This window comes from Streptomyces sp. HUAS MS02 (assembly GCF_055702265.1).
Genome location: NZ_CM146747.1, coordinates 2,164,022 through 2,183,312 on the forward strand (window position 1 = coordinate 2,164,022; position 19,291 = coordinate 2,183,312).

The following is a 19,291-nucleotide window of genomic DNA, read 5'->3' on the forward strand; positions in this document are numbered from 1 at the left end:
TCGCAACGTTAAGTTAACCCAGCAAACAACTTTGCAGGGTTAACGTGTTTCTTGACCAGTGGTTGACCATCGGTTGACCAAGTCGAGCAAGTGTCGATGCGTGGGAGACACCCGGAACTGCCGGTGAGGAGGCTCATATTGCGAGGTACGACGACCCGGACCGTCCTTTCGGCCCTAGCCGCCGTCCTGCTCACCCTGGCGTTCTTCGCTCCCACCACATCCTTCGCAGCCGCGCACACGCTTGGTCATGTCAAGGCCAAGGCCGAGCCCGGAAACACCCTCACCGCGAAGCCGTTGCGTGACAAGGCGGTCACCCACCGCACGTGCGCACCCTCACCGGACCCGACCGGTCCACATCGCACACGCGACCGGCATCGCCTCACCACCCCCACCGTTCCCGAAGCGCCCGCGCGTCCGCCGCTGGGGGAGAACCCGGCGGCCGCGAGCGCACCCGAACGGCCCTCGGCCCCGTACCACCGGGCGTCGAGACCCCTCACGGCCCACACCCCGGCCGCTCTCCAGGTCTTCCGCTGCTGAGCCGCGGAGCACCTGTTCCCCCCACTCTGTCGTGCAAGCCCGACGCGCCGCGAGGCGCGCCAGGAGGAGTCACCACATCATGCAGCCCCTCATCGACAACGCCCGTACGTTCGGACAGCGCCCTGAGGAGTTCGCCAGGCTGGCCGAAGGCCAGTCCCCCGAGGTCCTGTTCATCACCTGCTCCGACTCGCGGGTCGTCCCGGCCCTGATCACGGGCGCCCGCCCCGGCGAGCTCTTCGAACTGCGGACCGCCGGCAACATCGTCCCCCCGTACACCGCCGACCGCCCCACCGGTGAGACGGCCACCATCGAGTACGCCGTGGAGGTCCTCGGCGTCACCGACATCGTGGTCTGCGGACACTCGCACTGCGGCGCCGTGGGCGCCCTGGTGCGCGGCGACGACCTGGACGCCGTACCGGCCGTACGCGACTGGCTGACCAGCGCCACCCCCCGCCCGGCCGGGGCGGTCGAGGACCCGACGGTCGCCGACGGCGTGCAGAACCACGTCCTCAGCCAGCTGCTGCGCCTGCGCTCCTACCCGTGCGTGGAGAAGCGCCTCGCGGACGGACGGCTGCGGTTGCGCGGCTGGTACTACGAGGTTCACACCGGTGCCGTGCGCGAACACCGCGCGGACTCCGACAAGTTCGAGACCCTGTGACCGGCGGCCAGGTGTCCGAGATGAACTCCCAGACCTCGCCCCCGTCCCCGTCCTCGTCCCCGTCCTCCAGGTTTCCCCATCTGCGGCAGGACTTCGGCGCCTCGCTCGTCGTGTTCCTGGTCGCCCTCCCGCTGTGCGTCGGCGTCGCCGTCGCCTCCGGGGTACCGGCCGAACTCGGCCTGGTCACCGGCATCGTGGGCGGCATCGTCGTCGGCATGATGCCCGGCAGCAGCCTCCAGGTCTCCGGCCCCGCCGCCGGTCTGACCGTGCTGGTCTTCGAGGCGGTCCGCCAGTTCGGGCTGCCCGCCCTCGGGGTCGTCGTGCTCGCCGCCGGTCTGCTCCAACTCGCCATGGGCGCGCTGAAGCTGGGCCGTTGGTTCCGTGCGATATCCGTCTCCGTCGTCGAGGGCATGCTCGCCGGCATCGGCCTGGTGATCATCGCCGGCCAGCTCTACGCGGCGGCCGGCCTGAAGGCCCCCGCCTCCGGCATCGACAAGATCGCGGGCCTGCCCGGCGCCTTCGTCGACGCCGTCGGCAGCACCACCGCGCTCGCCTCGCTGGCGGTCGGCGCGGGCACCATCGCCGTGATGGTGCTGTGGAAGCGCCTGCCGAAGAAGGTCCAGCTCGTGCCCGGCGCGCTCGCCGCGGTCCTGTTGGCCACCGGCGCCAGTCTGGCCTTCAGCCTCCCCGTGGCGAACGTCGAGGTGAAGGGCCTGCTGGACGTGATCCAGCCGCCCGGCCTGGACGCCTTCGGCCAGCTCGCCGACGTGGCCCTGCTCGGCACGATCCTCGCCTTCACCCTCATCGCCTCCGCCGAGAGCCTGTTCAGCGCGGCCGCCGTGGACCGGATGCACGACGGTCCGCGCACCGAGTACGACAAGGAGCTGATCGCCCAGGGCGCCGGCAACACCGTGTGCGGGCTGCTGGGCGCGCTGCCGATGACGGCGGTGATCGTGCGCAGCTCCGCCAACGTCCAGGCAGGCGCCAAGACGAAGGCGTCCCGCGTCCTGCACGGCGTCTGGCTGCTGCTCTTCGTGGTCGCACTGCCGGGGGCGCTCGCGCTGATCCCGCTCCCCGCCCTGGCCGGCATCCTCGTCCACGCGGGCTGGAAGCTGATTCCCTTCCGGGGGGTCGTCTCCCTGTGGCGCGGCCACCGGGGCGAGGCGCTGATCCTGGTCGCCACGGCCGTGGCGATCGTCGCGGTCAACATGTTCGAGGGTGTGCTGATCGGTCTGGCCCTCTCCGTGGCCAAGACCGCCTGGGAGGCCTCGCACATCAAGCTGGAGGTCATAGACAAGGGCGCCGGCCCGGTCCAGGCCTACCTCTCCGGCAACGCGACCTTCCTCCGTCTGCCGAAGATCCTGGACGACCTGGAGTCCCTCCCGCAGGACCGCCCGGTGGAACTCCACCTCACCGGTCTCCACCACCTGGACCACGCCTGCCGCACCGCCCTGGAGAACTGGGCGGCCCGCCACAGCGCGACAGGCACGGAACCGGTACGCATGACAGTCCCACAACCGGAAAAGGCCACGTCAGGCACCCCCTGACCCAGCCGCAGCCCGGTGCCCCGGCCTCCAGGCCGAGGCACCGGGCCATCCCCCACACGCCAGCCTTCTCCACGGACTCCGGCCCGCCCGCCCTCTCTGCGGGCAATCGTGCCGCTGGGGCGGCACGGGTGGGCGCAGGCGGCACCCTGTAAGCGCGGCAAGCACCTCCCACCCCCGCTCCCGCTCCCGTTCCCGACCGACAGTCGCCCCACCCCCCACCCCCGACATATCGTGGTATTCCCACAGACACCGGACGACTCAAGGGGGTCGTCATGGTCGAGACGCTGCTCATCACCGCCGCAGCGATCGGCTCCGCCGCGGTCGTCTACGTCGCCGCCGCGGCCCGAGTCGTCAAGCAGTACGAACGAGGCGTGGTCTTCCGCCTGGGCCGACTGCGCGGCGCCCCCAGAACCCCCGGCTTCACCATGGTCGTCCCCGGCCTCGACCACATCCGCAAGGTCAACATGCAGATCGTGACGATGCCGGTCCCGGCCCAGGAGGGCATCACCCGCGACAACGTCACCGTCCGTGTCGACGCGGTCGTCTACTTCAAGGTCGTCGACCCGGCGAACGCGGTCGTACAGGTCGAGGACTACCGCTTCGCCGTCTCCCAGATGGCCCAGACCTCCCTGCGCTCCATCATCGGCAAGAGCGACCTCGACGACCTCCTCTCCAACCGCGAGAAGCTCAACCAGGGCCTGGAGCTGATGATCGACAGCCCCGCCGTGGAGTGGGGCGTCACCATCGACCGCGTCGAGATCAAGGACGTCTCCCTCCCCGACACCATGAAGCGCTCCATGGCCCGCCAGGCCGAGGCCGACCGGGAACGCCGCGCCCGCATCATCAACGCGGACGCGGAACTGCAGGCGTCGAGAAAGCTGGCCGAGGCGGCGAAGGAGATGGCCGACACCCCCTCCGCCCTCCAACTCCGCCTGCTGCAGACGGTGGTGGCGGTGGCCGCCGAGAAGAACTCCACCCTGGTCCTGCCCTTCCCCGTGGAACTCCTCCGCTTCCTGGAACGCTCCCAGGCGGGCCCCTCACCGGACCCCCCGCCCGCACGCCCTCAGACCCCTCCCCCGCCTCCCCCCGCCCCACCTTTCCCGCCCCCTCCGACCGAGTGACACGGAGGACGACTCCACGCTCGACCTCTACGCGCGTGGTTCACGCGGCGCTGACCACGTGATACACACAGGCGGGTCACATCCTGTCCGCCAGCAGGAAGGTTGTCCCCCGTGTCAGTGACCCGCCGTCAGGCCCTCGCCCGCTCGGGCGCCGGTATCGCAGGCATCGCGTTCACCGGAGCCCTCTCCGAGCTCTTCGTGGGCACGGCCACCGCGCAGAGCACCCTCGGCCACTCCGGCTACGGCCCCCTGATCCCCGACCCGAACGGCCTGCTCGACCTGCCGAAAGGTTTCCGCTATCGGGTCCTCTCCCGTGAGGGCGACCCCCTCCGCTCGGGCGAGGGCCCGGTGCCCAGCAACCACGACGGCATGTCCGCCTTCCCCGGCAGACACGGCCGTGTTCACCTCGTCCGCAACCACGAGAACCGCCACAACGGCCGTATCCCGGTCCCCACGATCAAGGGCCTCACCTACGACCCGGCGGCCAAGGGCGGCTGTACGTCCCTCACGCTCGACGCCCGGGGCAAGGTTCGCTCGGAACAGGTCGCCATCGCCGGCACCGCGGTCAACTGCGCGGGCGGGCCGACCCCTTGGGGCACCTGGCTGACCTGCGAGGAGAACGAGGACAAGGCCGGCACCAACGGCTACACCAAGGACCACGGCTTCATCTTCGAGGTCGACGCCGCCGACCCGCGGCGCTCGGGAGCCGTGCCCCTCACCGCGATGGGCCGCTTCCAGCACGAGGCGATCGCGGTGGACCCGAAGCGGGGAGTCGTCTACGAGACGGAGGACGCCTTCGAGCGCCCCTTCGGCCTCTTCTACCGCTTCCTCCCCGACAAGCCCAAGGGCGGCCTCGGTTCACTGCGCGCGGGCGGCCGACTGCAGGCGATGCGCGTCCCGGGCGTACCCGACCTCTCCCCCATCCAGGAGCCCGGCGCCTGCTTCGACGGCATCGAATGGGTCGACGTCCCCGACCCCCTGGCCGCCCAAACCGCCATCCGCCACCAGGACTTCGGCCCCAAGGGCATCACCCACGCGCAGAAGCTGGAAGGCTGCTACTGGGGCGGGCGCTGCGTCTACTTCGTCTCCTCCTTCGCCCGCAGCTCGGACGGCTCGGCCGCCGACCACTACGGCCAGATCTGGCGCTACGACCCCGACCACCGCACCCTCACCCTGGTCATCGCCTTCGGCCCCGACACCGACCTCCAGCTCCCCGGCGAATCCCCCGACAACATCTGCCTCGCCCCCTCCGGCGGCCTCATGGTCTGCGAGGACGGCAACGGCGCCCAGCACGTCTACGGCGTCACGCGCCGCGGCGAGGTCTACGCCATGGCCCGCAACGCTCAGAACATCGCCACCCCCGAAGAACCGGAATGGGGCGAGTTCGCGGGCGTCACCTTCTCCCCCGACGGCGACACGATGTACGTCAACTGCTACACCCCGGGCACGACCTTCGCGGTCACGGGGCCGTGGCGTCGCTGACGACACCAGCGGCCGTGTCCCTGTCGGACCCCGGCGGCGCCGAGGACCCCTTCGTGATCGGGGGTGTCGTCGGCGCCCACATCCGGCCCGGCCCCGACAGTGGCGCACGGCGAACATGTACGGCACCGGGCCGTACACGCCTGTTCGATGGACAGTACGCGTAACCGTTCGTGACTCTGGGTGAGTTGATCGTGGGGAGATCCGACTCATCTGGAGGTGGCCGAACATGGGTGTCGACTGGGAGCCGGACCCGTCCGACAGTCTGAAGACGTTCGGGGCGTTCGTGCAGGCGCTGCGCGAGCATCACGGCTTCACGCGGGAGCAGTTCGCTCCGCTGGTGAGCTTCAGCGTGCACACCGTCGCCTCCATCGAACTGGGCAGGCGGATGGCGGATGAGGTGTTCGTGGAGCGGGCGGATCGTGTGCTGGGCAACACGGGCGCGCTGCTGAGGGCTGCGAAGCATGTCTCGCGACAACCGGGGCTGGCGTCGTGGTTCCGCCGCTGGGCCCAGCTGGAGCGGCACGCGGTGAGCCTGTGCACGTACGAGTGCCGTCTCGTCCCGGGCTTGTTGCAGCCGGAGTCGTACGTGCGGGCGCTGTGCGACGAGGATGTACCGCCGTTGCCCGACGACGAGGTGGAGGCCCGCGTCACAGCGCGTATGGCGCGGCAGACACTGTTCCGCGACGAGCCCAGGACCACGTTCGACTTCGTCGTCGAGGAGGCCGTGCTCATGCGTCGCCTCGGCGGCACGGACGTCTGTGCCGAACTGCTCGACCACCTGCTGGCGGCAAGCGCGTTGCGCAACGTCACCCTTCAGATCATGCCTGCGCGCACCGAGCACCACGCCTGTCTGGCCGGCCCCATCCGCCTTCTCGAAACCCCTGACGCACAGCGGTACGCGTACTCCGAGGGTCAGGAGAGCGGGCGCCTGATCACCGACAGGAAGGAGGTGGCCAAGCTCTCCCTGCGCTATGCCAGACTGCGTTCGCAGGCCCTCTCCCCGCAGGACTCCGTGGGCCTGTTGAAGAGAATGCGAGGAGAGCTATGAGCACCGCTGAACCGCGCTGGACCAAGAGCAGCTACAGCAGCGCCCAGGGCGACGACTGCGTGGAAGTCGCCCCCCTCCCCTCCGCCGTCCGCGTCCGGGACTCCACGCGGCCCGCGGGCCCCGCGCTGACCCTCTCCGCCGCCGCCTGGGCCCCCTTCATCGCCCAGGCGGGTGACTTCGGTGCGGACTCCCCCGCGTTGAGCAGTTAAACCGACTGTCCGCTGACCCCATCGCCGTACTTTCGTGCGGTGATCAGTCCCGTACGTAGCATCACCGCGCTCTGCGCACTCGGCGTGCTCGGTGCCGCCCTCGCCGCCTGCGGCACCCCGCACGCCTCGACGCGCATCGTCAACGCCACCGCCAGCCCCTCGGCGGCGACGGCGTCCCGGCCGCCGACGCTCGCGCCGGGTCCGGCAGGGCTGACCCCGGTGTTCGAGCACGGTCTGCGCAGCCGTACCGACAAGACCGTCGCGCTCACCTTCGACGCGGACATGACCGCGGACCAGGGCGAGCGGGCCGCCGCGGGCGAACGGTTCGACAACCCGGAGCTGATCGCCGCGCTGCGCCAGCTGAAGGTCCCGGCCACGCTGTTCATGACGGGGCGGTGGGTCGAGGAGTACCCGATCCAGGCGCGGTCCATCGGACGGGACCCCCTGTTCGAGGTCGCGAACCACTCGTACAGCCATCACGCCTTCACGGAGAACTGCTACGGCCTGCCGACCATGGCACCCGCGCGCATGCGGGCGGACCTGGAGCGGGCGTACCGGGTGTTCCGCGAGGCCGGGGTCCGGGATCCGATGCCGTACTTCCGGTTCCCCGGCGGCTGCTACGACAGCCGCGCGCTGCGCAGGCTCAGCGCGTCCGGGGTGACGGCGGTGCAGTGGGACGTGGCGAGCGGCGACGCGTTCGCGACGGACGCGGACGAGGTGGTGCGGGAGGTGCTGGACGGGGTGCGGCCGGGGTCCGTCGTGGTCATGCACTGCACGCGCAGCGCCGCACCGGTCACGGAGCGGGCCGTGCGGAAGATCGTGCCGGCGCTGCGGGAGCGCGGTTTCCGGTTCGTGAAGGTGTCGGAGCTGGTCGGGACGACGGCGGCGAAGGCGGTGGCGGCGCCCTGAGCGGGCCCGCGCAGGTCTGTTCGGGTCCTGGCGTGGCCGCTCTGCGCTGGGCGCATGAGCGACCACGACCACAGCGGCGCCCTCGCCGAGTGCGTCCTGTGCCGAAAGCCCACCGAGTACCCGGAGTCCTACAAGGGGATCACCTTGTGCCCGGTGTGATGGGGGTCCCCCCCGGTTCGAGCGAAGTCGAGAACTGGGGGAGGCGGGAGGCCGAGCGGACCGCCTGTTCAGGCTGAGCGGCGTCATGGTGAGCGGCGTCTCGTCAGGGCGCACGCCACGGCGGTCGCGGCCGCCGTGAGGAGCCCGGCCGCGAGCAGGGGCAGGACGGGGACCGGGATCGTCGCGTGCCGCGAGCCGTCGACCAGGGCCGTGACCGCCGCCCTGGCCGGGGAGCCGGCCATCACCAGCGCGAGCAGGGCGCCGAGCAGGAGCGCGGGGACGGCCCGGCCCGGCGAACGCAGCAGCGGCCAGTTGGTGAGCGCGCCGACGGCCGTGCCGAGGAGAGCACAGACGAGGGCGGCCAGCAGGCCCGCGCTGCCCGCCGGGAGCGCCTCGACACGCGTCTGATGGTCCGTGCTCGTGGGGGCGCTGATGAACGTGACGAGGGCCGTGGCCGCCGCTCCGAGGAGCGCGGACGCCCCGAAGGCGACCAGGACGCAGGCCAGGTGCGCACGGCCCGGGCCTGCCGCCGCGCCGGTACAGCTGCGGGCCGCGGGCGGCTCGTTGGTGACGCAGATCCGCATCAGCCAGGCGGAGACCGGCAGCAGCGCGGCGGCCGTGTAGCCGAGCGAGTCGAGCACGGGCTGCCCGCGCTGCACGCCGATGGCGAGGAACGCCGCGTACAGGATGACGGGCGGCAGCCAGCGCTGGGAGCGGACGAGGAGGGCCGCCTGGTAGCGGAGGAGGGCGGTCATCAGGAGCTTTCCAGTTCGGGTTCCGGCGTCGCTTCCGGTCGCGGTTCGGGCAGGGGTGCGGGTTTCGGCGTCACGCTCACCACGTGCCACGGCGGTCGGGCGTCCAGCAACGCCCGCAGCAGCTCGTCGGATCCGGCCTGCGGGACCGTGAACCGGTGCGTACCGTGGACCAGTTCCTCGACGGCTGACGCCAGCTTCCCCACGGCCTCCGGGACTTGTGCGTCCGCCGGGCCTCGTCCCTCGACGACCACGGAGACCGAGGGGGCGCCCTGCGGCACCCGGGGTTCGAGCGCTCCGCCCACCACCGCGTACAGCGCGTCCGGCGCCCCGGCCAACCGCCGGGGGTCATGGTCCACGAACACCACGGCGCTTCCCGAGGCGGTCCGCTCCACCACCACTTGCTCCAACTCCTCGCGCGCGTCGGAGTCCAGGCCGGTCCACGCCTCGTCGAGGACGAGCAACTCCGGTTCGGCGAGCAGCGCCTGGGCCACGGCGACCTTCTGACTGCTGCCCTTGGAGAGCTCCGCCATCGGCGTACGGGCGTACTCGGCGGCCCCGAAGCGCTCCAGCCAGGCATGGGCGGCGCGGGCGGCGGAGGAGCGGTCCAGGCCGTGCACGGCACCGAGGTGGGTGAGGTACTCGACGGCGGTGAACGGCAGGGCGGCGGGGAAGCGCTCGGGGACGTACGCCGTGCGCGGGCGCCCCGTCACCCGGCCCTCGGTGGGGGCGTCGAGCCCGGCGAGGACCCGGAGCAGTGTCGACTTCCCGGTGCCGTTCGCGCCCTCCACCCGGATCAGCGCGCCGGCGGCGATCTCCAGGTGGAGGCCGCGCAGCACCCAGTCGCCGCGGAAGCCGTACCGCCGGCCGACTCCCTCCAGCCTCAGCAGTAACTCACGTTCCATGCCCCCATCCTCGTACATGTCCTCGTACAGGCGAGCGAGCAGGGGCGCGGGAAGGGGACGTCCGCCTGGCAGACTGGGCGGGTGACCACCAGTGACGCCCCCCAGAACAGCCCCACGCCGGACAGCCCCTTCCGGGACGAGCGGACCTCCCGCGACGAGGCGCCGCAGTTCGTGCTGCCGCTGGTCGCGCACATCGAGAAGGCCTCGCCCCCGGCGCGTACGGACGCGTTGGAGACGGCGGCGCGGGCGGTGCTGGTGATGCTGAGCGACGCGCGGTCGCTGGGCGACGGGGAGTGGGCCGAGGCGATGCGGAGCTGGCAGGACGCCCGGATCCGCAAGGTGGTCCGGCGGGCGCGCGGCGCGGAGTGGCGGCGGGCCGAGGCGCTGCCGGGGATCACGGTGACGGGCAAGTCGGCAGAGGTGCGCGTCTTCCCGCCGGTCCCGCTCGACGGCTGGCCCAAGGACCTGGCCCGCCTCCAGGTCTCCGGCACGGACCTCGACGACCCGGAACCGCCGGCCGACCCCGAGCCCGCGGCCCCGGTGCTGTGGCTCAACCCCGAGGTGGCGATGTCGGCGGGCAAGGCGATGGCCCAGGCGGGCCACGGCGCGCAGCTCGCGTGGTGGGACCTGGACGAGGCGGCCCGCACCGCCTGGCGTGACGCGGGCTTCCCCCTCGCCGTCCGCACCGCCGCGCCCGCCCACTGGGACACCCTCACCATCGCCGGCCTCCCGGTCGTACGCGACGCGGGCTTCACTGAGGTGGCCCCGGGCTCCTGCACGGTGGTCGCGGACCACACCGCGTTGCGTTCCTGACCCACCTCCGCCCCGATTACACGACTTTCAGATCACACACCTGCACCGAACGAAAGCAGTCGAACGTATTCCGCCTGCTTTGGTCGATGAGGTGTGAGCGTCACCCCGAGTGGAATAGAAACCGGGCATCGTCAGCATTCCACCCGCATCGGGCCTGACGTATCGGGGGGCGTCATCAAGATTTCCTTGCACCGAATCTCGGCGATTCCGGCACTGCTCGCTCTGCCGCTCGCATTTCTGCTCGCACTTCTGCTCAGCGGATGCGGTGGCGGCACTCCGTCCGGCGGTGATTCCGGGGACGACGACACGGGATCATCGGTCATCGAGCCCGTGGAGCCCACGGTCGAAATCCCGTCCGAGGAAGAGACGGACGAAATCCCGCCCGAGGAAGAGCCCGTCACCGGGCAGGTGCCCGCGGAACTGGTGGGCGAGTGGGACGGGGACGGACAGGGCTCCGCCCGGGTCGACAAGATCGCCTTCTTCGGCGACGGCACCGTGAGCCTGCTGTACAACAACGGCCAAGTGCTGGACGGGCCGGCGGTCGTGGAGGAGTCACGGATGACCCTGTACGTCCCCGGAGGGCCGATCGTCTACGAGAGCTGGTACATCGAGCGACCGGACATCGGAAACGAATACGGCTACGCATTCGAGTCTCTCCTGCTGGACGGCGTGAGTTACCTGCGACAGATCAGTTAGTCCGCATTCACGAAAACAGGGGGCAAAGCCATGAATGGTCGGTCCACAGCGGCGGATGAAGACCTGGTGCGTGAAGTGACCCGGATCGTGGTTTCCGAAGTCGCACCACAGGAGATGGTCGTCTTCGGAATCAACAGCCGGGCCTATTTCCGGGACCCCGCCGGAACGCTGAAAGCGGCTGCGGGCGACGGCGGCGGATCGCAGGAGCGGATGCTGGGCGCCGGCGGCACCGAGGTCGTCGTCCTGCTCACTCCGTTCGCCCTCGCCATGGTGCAGGGCGCGCTCTCCTCGTTCATCGGAGCCTTCGCCGCGAACCTCGCCGACGGCAGCGGCACCGCCGTACGGACCTGGCTCGGCGGCCTGTTCGGACGGGGCGGCGGTGACGCCGACACCGAGACGGACAACGCGCTGACACCCGACCAGGTGGAGTGGCTGCGCGAGGAGGCCTACCGCACCGCGTTGAGGGCCGGAGTCGAAGAGAGTCGGGCCCGGTTGCTGGCGGACGCCCTCGCGGGCGCGGCCCGCGTCCGCCGGTGAACTGCCGGAGCCCCCGGTGTCGTCCGCCCCGCCCGACCCGTTCGCGCTGCCCAGCGGCGCAAAGTTCCGCTTCGCGCTGGTCGTCACCGCTCTGCTGGGGACGACGGCCTTCATCCACAACCTGCTCTACTTCACCGTCTCGCCCGACGCCGACCGGGCCGTAGCCGTCTACCAGCGGTGCGCGGCGGGCCCGCAGGGCCAGCCACCCGCGAGGGACGCCCTCGCGTACACCCAGGGCTTCCTGGCCTGCATCACCCCGTACGAGCGGGAGAAGGCGTGGTGGGTGCTCGGCGGGATCCTGCTGCTGGCGTCGACGGCGACGGCGATCTACCTCCTGCTGCCCTGGTACCTGACCCGTCGCAGGCAGTTGGAGCCACTGTCACCTCACGACCCCGACCACGCCCCGCTGCTGGCGCTGCTGCACTCCCTGTGCCGGGAGGCGGGCCTGTCCCGGCCTCCGGAGTTCTGGGTCAGCGACCTGAAGGACCGCAAGACGGACGCGTACACCTTCGGCCGGAGCGGCCGGTACCGCGTGGCGCTGGCCCAGGGCACGATGACCGCCTTCGGCGTCGCCCCGCAGCGTGCCCGCGCCGTCGTCCTGCACGAACTGGCGCACCTGCGGAACAAGGACGTCGACGTCACCTGCCTCACCGTCGCCCTGGCCCTGGCCTTCGTCCCCGCCGGACTGCTGCCGCTCGCCGTCGCGCTGATCGCAGCACCGGCCCACAGCGTCCTGGCCGTCACCTGGCGTTCCCTGGTGCTGGTGGCCCTCGTCTGGTTGACCTGCGCATCCGTGCTGCGGACGCGTGAGTACGGCGCCGATGTGCGGGCCGCCGCCTGGGGCGCGGGACCGGGGCTGCTGGACGTGTTCGGTACCGAGCGCGGCCGACCCGTGTCCCGGTGGCGCCTCGGACCACTGGCCGTGCATCCGCCGGCGGCCTCACGGGCCGCCGAAATCGCCCGGCCACGGGAGTTGTTCCGGCTCCGCTTCACCGAGTGCTTCACCGCGGGGTTGGCCGTCTCGGTCGCCGCGAGCGGACTGCTCACCCTTCTGTGGCTGATGTTCAACCGGCTCGACGCCCTCGACGCGCGCTGGACGATCGTGCTGCTGTGTGCGCCCGCCGCCCTCGCCGTGATCGGACTGGGGGTCTGGCGGGCCGCCCTGTTCGGCGGTGGCACCCGGGCGGTCCTCCTGCCGGCGCTGGGCCTCGGTCTGGGGCTCGTCGTGGGCGTGCCGCTCGCGCCCCAGAGCGGCATCGTCCTGACGGATCGGCCCCCCGTCCCGGGAGCGGCGGCAGTGTTGTGGTCCCTCGCGCTGTGCGCGCTGCTGGTGGCGCTGTCGGCGTGGATCGCCAGGTCGGCGGCGCTCTGGCACACCGCCGGGGAGCCCCCGTCCGCACGGGCCTGGCAGGCCGGGCTGCTCGCCGCCGCGCTTCCGTTCGCGGTGCTCCTGAGCGGATGGATGCTGCTGTACGACGCCGGCGAGGCACTGGGCCCCGTCCACGACTCCGCCCGGGAGTTGTACGCCCTGGCCGACGCCTCGGCACCGGTGGGTCCCTACTGGCTGTGGGCCCTCGTGGAACACCCGTTGACACTCCGGTTCACCCAGTGGACCCCGCTCGTCATGGCACTGGTCGCGGTGTGGCTCTTCCCGGTCGCCGCGTCGTGGCGCCGCCGGCGCTCGTACGACACCGGGTGGGCTCGGCACGTCCTGCTGACGAGCACCGCGACAGCCGCCGCGTTCGCGTGGTTCCAGCTCCTGGAACGGGTGCTGCTGCGTGAGAGCGTGAGCCCGGCGGTGCGTGGGCAGGACGGCTTCCTGCTCGCGTTCACGTACTGGCAGATCGGCGCCGCGATGCTGTTCCAGGGGATCGCCGCCGCCGTGACGGTCCGAGTACGCCGCCACCACCGGCCGGTGCTTCCGTTCGCCCTGCTGACCGCCTTCCTGACCGGCTGCCTGCTGACGGCGGTGTTCTTCGGCGGGGTCGTCCTGGCCGGCTGTGCCGACGCGCTCGCCATGGTTCCGGGCCGGTGCGCACTGGACCTTCCGCTCCCCCTGATCCGCGACACCCTGCTGCGGATCCTGGCCGGCGGGTTCCTCTGCGCGCTCGCGGGCGCGGCGGTCTCCCGCTTCGTCACCCGCCTCCTGGACGAACGTCCTCCCGGCGCGCCGCTGCTCCTCGTACCACCCGAACGCACCGCACCGTCCGTGCCATCGGCCCCCCAGCTCGACCGGCGGCTCACCATCGCCCTGGCCTGTGTCCCGACGGCCGCCGTCGTGGCATTCGCGCTCATCGTCGGCCCCCTCGGCCAGACGTCCGACACCGATGCCGGTGCTGCTGGTGCTGGTGCCGGTGCCGGGAACGCATCCTCGGCGGCGGCCTGCCGAAAGTTCGACGCGTTCCTCGGAGCCGCCGACTCCCTGACCCCGGCCGAGGCCAACAGCCGCCTCTACGAAGCGGTACAGCTCGCCCTACGGGCGGGCGACACCCGGCTGGCCGCCGATTTCCAAGGGCTGTTCACCGCCGCCCGGGACGGGGATGCCGAGAGGTTCGGCGCACTGACCGACAGCATCGCCGCCCGGTGCGCGGCGCAGGGGGCCGCCCTGGAGAGTCTCGCCCAGCCGATCGGCCATCGCCCGGCGCCCGTTGCCTCCGGTCCCCCCGCCCCGCCCGTCCTCAGCCGGTTCAAAGGTCGTTGAACAACACCGGCACCCCGCACGTACTTCCCGGTACTGGCCAAGCAACTGCCCCAACGACCAGTTGGCATCACCCGGGAGGATCACTTTGCGGCGTCTCAACGGCTCGCTCATCGCCAGCCTGGCTCTCGTCGTCACCGTCGGCGCGCTGGCGTTCCCCGTATGGTCCTACGCCGACCGTTCAGGCACCGCCCAGGCCAACATGGCCGCCAGCACGGTGAACACCCAGTGGGGCCCGCTGACGGCCGCCGACCGGGACCTGATCGTCCGTGTCCGGCTGGCCGGCCTGTGGGAGCTGCCCGCCGCCGAGAAGGCGATGGCGCGGTCGAAGAGCCCGGAGGTCAAGGAGGCCGCCGACCACCTGATCGTCGGTCACAAGGACCTCGACGAGCGGGTGCGGGCCGTGGCCTCGCAGATGGGCGTCGAGCTGCCTAACGTGCCGAACGAGCAGCAGCAGGGCTTCCTCGCGCAGATGGACAACGCGACCGACGACCAGTTCGACCGGGTCTGGGCCAACCTGCTGCGCTCCGCGCACGGCAAGATCTTCCCGGCCATCGGGCAGGTGCGGAACATGACCGAGAACACCCTGGTGCGCCAGCTGGCCTCGGACACCAACCAGACGGTGCTCGACCACATCACGATGCTGGAGAAGACCGGCCAGGTCGACTTCGACGCGATCGCCAACGGCACGATCTGACGCCGTCCCGGCCCCGCCCCCGGGCGGCGGCCGGGACCGGGCCGTCACAGCGGCACCCCCGCGGTCACCCCCGCGCCCCAAGCAACAGTTCAGTCCCCAACGATCAGTTGGTTTCCTCCGGGAGGCTCATTTGCGACGCTCCAAGGGCTCTGTCCTCGTCGCCCTGGCGATCGCCGGCACGCTCACCGCGGTCGCCTACCCCATCTTCTACTCGTACCCCAACCGCAACGCGACAGCCGCGGCCGCGCTCACCGGTGACACGGTGACCACCCAGTGGGGGCCGCTCACCCCCGGCGACCGCGACCTGCTCATCCGGGTGCGGCTGGCGGGCCTGTGGGAGCTGCCCGCCGGGCAGCAGGCACTGGAGCGCAGCGGCAGCCAGTCCGTCAGAGAGGCCGCCGACCACCTGATCGTGGGCCACACCGACCTCGACAAGCGGTCACGGGTCATCGCGGCGAAGCTGGGCGTCGAGCTGCCCAACCAGCCGACGGCGGAGCAGCAGGGCTGGCTGGACCAGATGACCGCCAGCAAGACCGAGGCCGAGTACAACAAGACCTGGGCGAACCTGCTGCGGGCCGCGCACGGCAAGATCTTCCCGGCGATCGCCTCCGTGCGGAACTCCACCCGCAACACGCTGATCCGCCAGCTGGCCTCCGACGCCAACCAGACCGTGCTGGACCACATCACGATCCTGGAGAAGACGGGCGAGGTCGACTTCGCGACGATCGCCGACAACTCCGTCAGCGGTACCGCGAGCCCCACCGGCCCGCCGCCGCCCGTCCCCGGTCAGCTGCCGCCCGCCGCGCCCCCGGCCCTGCCGTCCACCAACCCGGACGTGCAGTCGAAGCCGTCGCCCTTCGAGTCCGGGAACGTCCCCACCGGACGTCCGGACCCGGAGGAGATCAACAAGGACCAGGGTCAGCCGCAGGTCCAGTAGAAAGCTCAAATGTTGCTCTGAAGGTCCCCTCCACGGGGTTCGGCCCCGGCTGACGGGGCCATGACTCCGTCACGCCGGAACACAGGTCCGCCGTAAGGAGACACACAGGGTCCTGGTGAAGCCGTGACCGACGTGACCGAGGAGGGGACGGGGACGATGGAGCAGATCGCACAGTTGGGGACGGGGATCGGCTGGCGGCCGGAGATCGCCGACGCCGTGGAGCGCATGGCCGGTGCGGACGGCGGTGTCGACTGGGTCGAGGTCGTCGCCGAGAACGTCTGTCCCGGCCACATCGCCGAATCGTTGCTGCGCCTGCGCGAGCGGGGCGTCACGGTCGTGCCGCACGGTGTCTCCCTCGGTCTGGGCGGCGCCGACCGCCCCGACGAGCAGCGCCTGCGCTCCCTCGCCGAGCGCGCGGAGGCACTGGGCGCCCCCCTGGTCACCGAGCACATCGCCTTCGTCCGGGCGGGCGGCGCCCTCACCGCGTCGCCGCTGCTGGAGGCCGGACACCTGCTGCCGGTGCCGCGCACCCGGGACGCCCTGGACGTGCTGTGCGAGAACGTCCGGATCGCCCAGGACGCGCTGCCGGTGCCGCTCGCGCTGGAGAACATCGCGGCGCTCATCAACTGGCCGGGCGAGGAGATGACCGAGGGGCAGTTCCTGTACGACCTCGTCGACCGCACCGGCGTCCGGCTCCTCATCGACGTGGCGAACCTGCACACCAACCACGTCAACCGGGGCGAGGACCCCGCGAAGGCGCTCGACGAGCTGCCGGTCGAGGCCATCGCGTACGTCCATGTCGCGGGCGGCTTCGAGCGCGACGGGGTCTGGCACGACAGCCACGCCCACCCCGTCCCGCAGCCGGTCCTCGACATCCTCGCCGACCTCGCCTCCCGGGTGTCCCCGCCGGGCGTGCTCCTGGAGCGCGACGACAACTTCCCCGAGCCGGGCGAGCTGGAGCGCGAGCTGGGGGCGATCCGGGGTGTGCTGGAGAAGGCAGAGGTGCGGGGGCCCGGGCGGACGGCGAGCGCGGCCGGGGCGGAGGCGGGCACGGAGACCGAGCCCGTCACCGAGACCACACCCGTCACCGAACCCGTCGCCGAGGCCGAGCCCGTCGCCGAGGCCGAGCCCGCCGCCCGGCAGCGGCTCGGGCTCGCGCAGGCGGCGCTGCTGTCCGCGTTGGTCGCCGGGACCCCGGTGCCCGAGGGGTTCGACCGCGTGCGGCTGGGCGTCCAGGCGCGGGCCCTCGCGGCCAAGCGGGCGGACGTGGTGGCCAAGGTGGCGCCGGAGCTCCCGGAGATCCTCGGATCGTCGTACCGGCCGACCTTCGTCGCGTACGCGCAGGGCCACCCGATGACCGACGGCTACCGGCGAGACGCCCTCTCCTTCGCCGAGCACGTGCTGCTCACGGGCCGCCCCGACGACGCGGACGTGCTGCGCGAGGTGCGTCGCTGGTGGCTGGAGCGCTCGGGCCCCACACCGCTCTCCCAGCGGCCGACGGCCCGGCTGGCCCGCGCGACCCGCAGGGTGCTGCTACGCCGATGAGCCGGGGTGCTCGACCCCGAATGTGCTGCGATTAACAGACCCGTGCCCCCGGCACGGGTTTACCGTCCTGTGCGCCGCGTTTGACATGATTCATCCACCCTTTCACGTACCCCATCAAGCGCGCTTTGTCCCCTCCGCAACCGTTCCTCCTCATACGGCAGTTGGCGTAGACCGAGCAGTAACATGCCGGTGTGTAGGCCGATCAGCACCCGTTGCGCACTAGCGTGCGGTGCCGCGAGCAGGAGGCACCATGCGAACCACCAACGGCAGAGGAGGACTGTTCAGTGGCACAGGACTCATCGTCGCCGGACTGACGGCGACGCTCGTCGCGTTGCTCTTCCCGATCTGGTCGTACGCGGACCGCTCCGGGACCGGCGTGAGCGTGCTCAACGCGTCCACCGTGACGACGCAGTACGGTCCGCTGTCCGCCCTGGACCGGGACTTCATCACCAAGGTCAGACTGGCGGGGCTGTGGGAGCTGCCGGCCGGGCAGCAGGCGCAGACCAAGGGCGGCACCCAGGCCGTACGCACCGCCGGTGAGCATCTCGTCGAGGGGCACACCTTCCTCGACGCGCGGGTCCGCAACGTCGCCGCGCGCCTCGCCGTGCCCCTGCCCAACCAACCGAGCGACCAGCAGAAGCAGTGGCTGGCGACGCTGACGGCGGCGCAGGGCGAGACCTACGACCGCGAGTTCGCCAACATCCTGCGGCTGGCCCACGGCAAGGTCTTCTCCGTCGTCGCCCAGGTCCGGGCCACCACCCGCAACTCGCTGGTCCGTGACCTCGCCGACGACGCCAACACCACCGTCCTCGACCACATCAAGGTCCTGGAGGCCACCGGGCTCGTCGACTACGACGCGATCGCCCGCGACGCCGCGTCCGCGAGCGCCCCGCCCCTCACCAACTCCCCCACGCCGCCGACCCCGTCGACCGACCCCGGCTCCCCCGTCCCGGTGACCCCCTCACCCACCCCGTCCCGGCCGGACCCGTCACCGACGTACAGCCTGCCTCCCGCGGCCAACGGCCCGGTGGACGACGGCTGAGACAGCGGGAGCCCCGGTGCCGCTCCCGCCGATCCACCCGCCCGCCGCCGCCCGGTCCTGGCAATTGCGGGCCGTGGCCGCGAACAAACGGAAGAGAGCGGGCGTCATCCGTGCGGATTGCGGACATCGAGGGGTGCGGCCCAGGGTCGGCGCATAGAAACGCGCCATGCTCTGGGTCCTCTTCCTCCTGCTGGCCTGGGCCGCCGCCGGCGTGTCCTGTGCCCGACTCTGTCTGACCTCGATGCGCGCGGCGGCGGCCGAGTCCGACGCCCGCGCCGACCACGCCCACCACTGCCACCGGCTCACCCTGTACGAGGCGGCGTTCCTGTCCGGCGGGCCCGCCCGCGTCGCCGACCTCACCCTGGTCGCCATGGCCGGCCACCGCAGACTCCTGCTCGCCCACACCGGCTGGGTGACGGTCGTGGACCCGGACGGACGGGACGACCTGGAGCGCTCCGTCATCGGCGCGATAGGCCCCGGCGGGCAGGCCCGGATAGCGCCCGTACGGCGAACCGCCGCGGCCTCGGACTCCGTACGCCGCCTCTCCGACCGGCTCGTCGCGGCGGGGCTGGCCGTGCCCGACGCCGCGCGCACGAGCGTGGCCGACGCGGTCGCCCAGGTGCGGGGCGCCGCGCTGGGCGTGTGCGGACTGGGGGCGCTGGCACTGCTGCTGCCCGCGCAGGGCTTCGAGGAGCACCGCGTGCTGGTCGCGCTGTGGTTCGCGCTGCCGCTGGTGCTGACGCTCAGCTGTCTGGTCATCGCGCGGGTCGAGAGGCGGCCGGGTACGCGCTGGGCGACATCGGAGGGGGCGCGGGTGCTGCGGACCGTCGCGGGCCGGGACGGAGGCGACCTGGCGGATCTCGTCTCCGTGGCCGTCCGGGGCGTGGGGGCGGTCGGGTCCCCGGAGCTGCGGGCGGCCTTCGAGCAGCGATAACGACAGCGACAGCCACGGCGACACTCCCTGACAGTCCTTTACATTCGCCCTATTTAACGCCAAAC

At 71.7% G+C, this 19,291-nt stretch carries 18 protein-coding genes; 16 read left to right on the forward strand and 2 right to left on the reverse strand.

All coding sequences use genetic code 11. The annotated features are described in order from the left end of the window. Positions 1-616 precede the first annotated feature (616 nt). The 7 genes from ACZ9QC_RS09260 to ACZ9QC_RS09290 all read left to right on the forward strand — a co-directional run bounded on the left by ACZ9QC_RS09260 (position 617) and on the right by ACZ9QC_RS09290 (position 7,511). On the forward strand, positions 617-1,195 hold the full coding sequence (locus ACZ9QC_RS09260; RefSeq protein ID WP_472919720.1) for a carbonic anhydrase: 579 nt from the start codon (positions 617-619) through the stop codon (positions 1,193-1,195). A 20-nt stretch (positions 1,196-1,215) separates the two neighbouring features. Continuing rightward, on the forward strand, positions 1,216-2,742 hold the full coding sequence (locus tag ACZ9QC_RS09265) for a SulP family inorganic anion transporter (RefSeq protein ID WP_472919721.1): 1,527 nt from the start codon (positions 1,216-1,218) through the stop codon (positions 2,740-2,742). 272 nt (positions 2,743-3,014) lie between these two features. Continuing rightward, complete coding sequence (locus ACZ9QC_RS09270; RefSeq protein WP_472919722.1) at positions 3,015-3,863, forward strand: slipin family protein; 849 nt, start codon at positions 3,015-3,017, stop codon at positions 3,861-3,863. Positions 3,864-3,980: 117 nt separating this feature from the next. Continuing rightward, positions 3,981-5,345, forward strand: a complete 1,365-nt coding sequence (locus ACZ9QC_RS09275) for a PhoX family protein (protein ID WP_472921644.1) — start codon at positions 3,981-3,983, stop codon at positions 5,343-5,345. A 226-nt stretch (positions 5,346-5,571) separates the two neighbouring features. Continuing rightward, positions 5,572-6,393, forward strand: a complete 822-nt coding sequence (locus ACZ9QC_RS09280; protein ID WP_472919723.1) for a helix-turn-helix domain-containing protein — start codon at positions 5,572-5,574, stop codon at positions 6,391-6,393. Beyond that, complete coding sequence (locus ACZ9QC_RS09285) at positions 6,390-6,602, forward strand: DUF397 domain-containing protein (protein WP_472919724.1); 213 nt, start codon at positions 6,390-6,392, stop codon at positions 6,600-6,602. Before ACZ9QC_RS09280 ends, ACZ9QC_RS09285 begins: the two co-directional genes overlap by 4 nt. A 39-nt stretch (positions 6,603-6,641) precedes the next feature. Further along, on the forward strand, positions 6,642-7,511 hold the full coding sequence (locus ACZ9QC_RS09290) for a polysaccharide deacetylase family protein (protein WP_472919725.1): 870 nt from the start codon (positions 6,642-6,644) through the stop codon (positions 7,509-7,511). A 242-nt stretch (positions 7,512-7,753) separates the two neighbouring features. Here ACZ9QC_RS09290 and ACZ9QC_RS09295 read toward each other — a convergent pair whose 3' ends face one another. Both ACZ9QC_RS09295 and ACZ9QC_RS09300 read right to left on the reverse strand, forming a co-directional pair. Continuing rightward, positions 7,754-8,425, reverse strand: coding sequence for an ABC transporter (locus ACZ9QC_RS09295; protein WP_472919726.1), 672 nt, complete (start codon positions 8,423-8,425; stop codon positions 7,754-7,756). Next, positions 8,425-9,327 (reverse strand): ABC transporter ATP-binding protein, encoded by a 903-nt coding sequence (locus ACZ9QC_RS09300; RefSeq protein WP_472919727.1) that lies wholly within the window; start codon positions 9,325-9,327, stop codon positions 8,425-8,427. Before ACZ9QC_RS09300 ends, ACZ9QC_RS09295 begins: the two co-directional genes overlap by 1 nt. Before the next feature lie 81 nt (positions 9,328-9,408). Between ACZ9QC_RS09300 and ACZ9QC_RS09305 the strand changes: the two genes are divergently transcribed. From ACZ9QC_RS09305 to ACZ9QC_RS09345, 9 genes are all read left to right on the forward strand, one after another. Continuing rightward, positions 9,409-10,140: a peptidyl-tRNA hydrolase gene (locus ACZ9QC_RS09305; RefSeq protein ID WP_472919728.1), complete on the forward strand. Its 732-nt coding sequence runs from the start codon at positions 9,409-9,411 to the stop codon at positions 10,138-10,140. A gap of 186 nt (positions 10,141-10,326) precedes the next feature. Then, a complete protein-coding gene (locus tag ACZ9QC_RS09310) occupies positions 10,327-10,836 on the forward strand; it encodes a hypothetical protein (protein WP_472919729.1) in 510 nt (169 codons plus the stop codon). A gap of 66 nt (positions 10,837-10,902) precedes the next feature. After that, positions 10,903-11,373, forward strand: a complete 471-nt coding sequence (locus tag ACZ9QC_RS09315; protein ID WP_472919730.1) for a hypothetical protein — start codon at positions 10,903-10,905, stop codon at positions 11,371-11,373. 16 nt (positions 11,374-11,389) lie between these two features. Continuing rightward, positions 11,390-14,074 carry a M48 family metalloprotease gene (locus tag ACZ9QC_RS09320; protein ID WP_472919731.1) on the forward strand — a complete coding sequence of 895 codons (2,685 nt, stop codon included), beginning with the start codon at positions 11,390-11,392 and terminating at the stop codon, positions 14,072-14,074. Positions 14,075-14,159: 85 nt separating this feature from the next. Next, entirely contained in the window at positions 14,160-14,768 is a 609-nt protein-coding gene (locus ACZ9QC_RS09325; protein WP_472919732.1) for a DUF4142 domain-containing protein, read from the forward strand. A 130-nt stretch (positions 14,769-14,898) separates the two neighbouring features. Further along, entirely contained in the window at positions 14,899-15,705 is an 807-nt protein-coding gene (locus ACZ9QC_RS09330) for a DUF4142 domain-containing protein (protein WP_472919733.1), read from the forward strand. Between the two features lie 156 nt (positions 15,706-15,861). Next, positions 15,862-17,250: an MbnB/TglH/ChrH family RiPP precursor modification enzyme gene (locus tag ACZ9QC_RS09335; RefSeq protein ID WP_472921645.1), complete on the forward strand. Its 1,389-nt coding sequence runs from the start codon at positions 15,862-15,864 to the stop codon at positions 17,248-17,250. Between the two features lie 250 nt (positions 17,251-17,500). After that, positions 17,501-18,292, forward strand: a complete 792-nt coding sequence (locus tag ACZ9QC_RS09340; protein ID WP_472919734.1) for a DUF4142 domain-containing protein — start codon at positions 17,501-17,503, stop codon at positions 18,290-18,292. A 166-nt stretch (positions 18,293-18,458) separates the two neighbouring features. Next, on the forward strand, positions 18,459-19,226 hold the full coding sequence (locus ACZ9QC_RS09345) for a TIGR04222 domain-containing membrane protein (protein WP_472919735.1): 768 nt from the start codon (positions 18,459-18,461) through the stop codon (positions 19,224-19,226). The last annotated feature ends 65 nt before the right edge of the window (positions 19,227-19,291 follow it).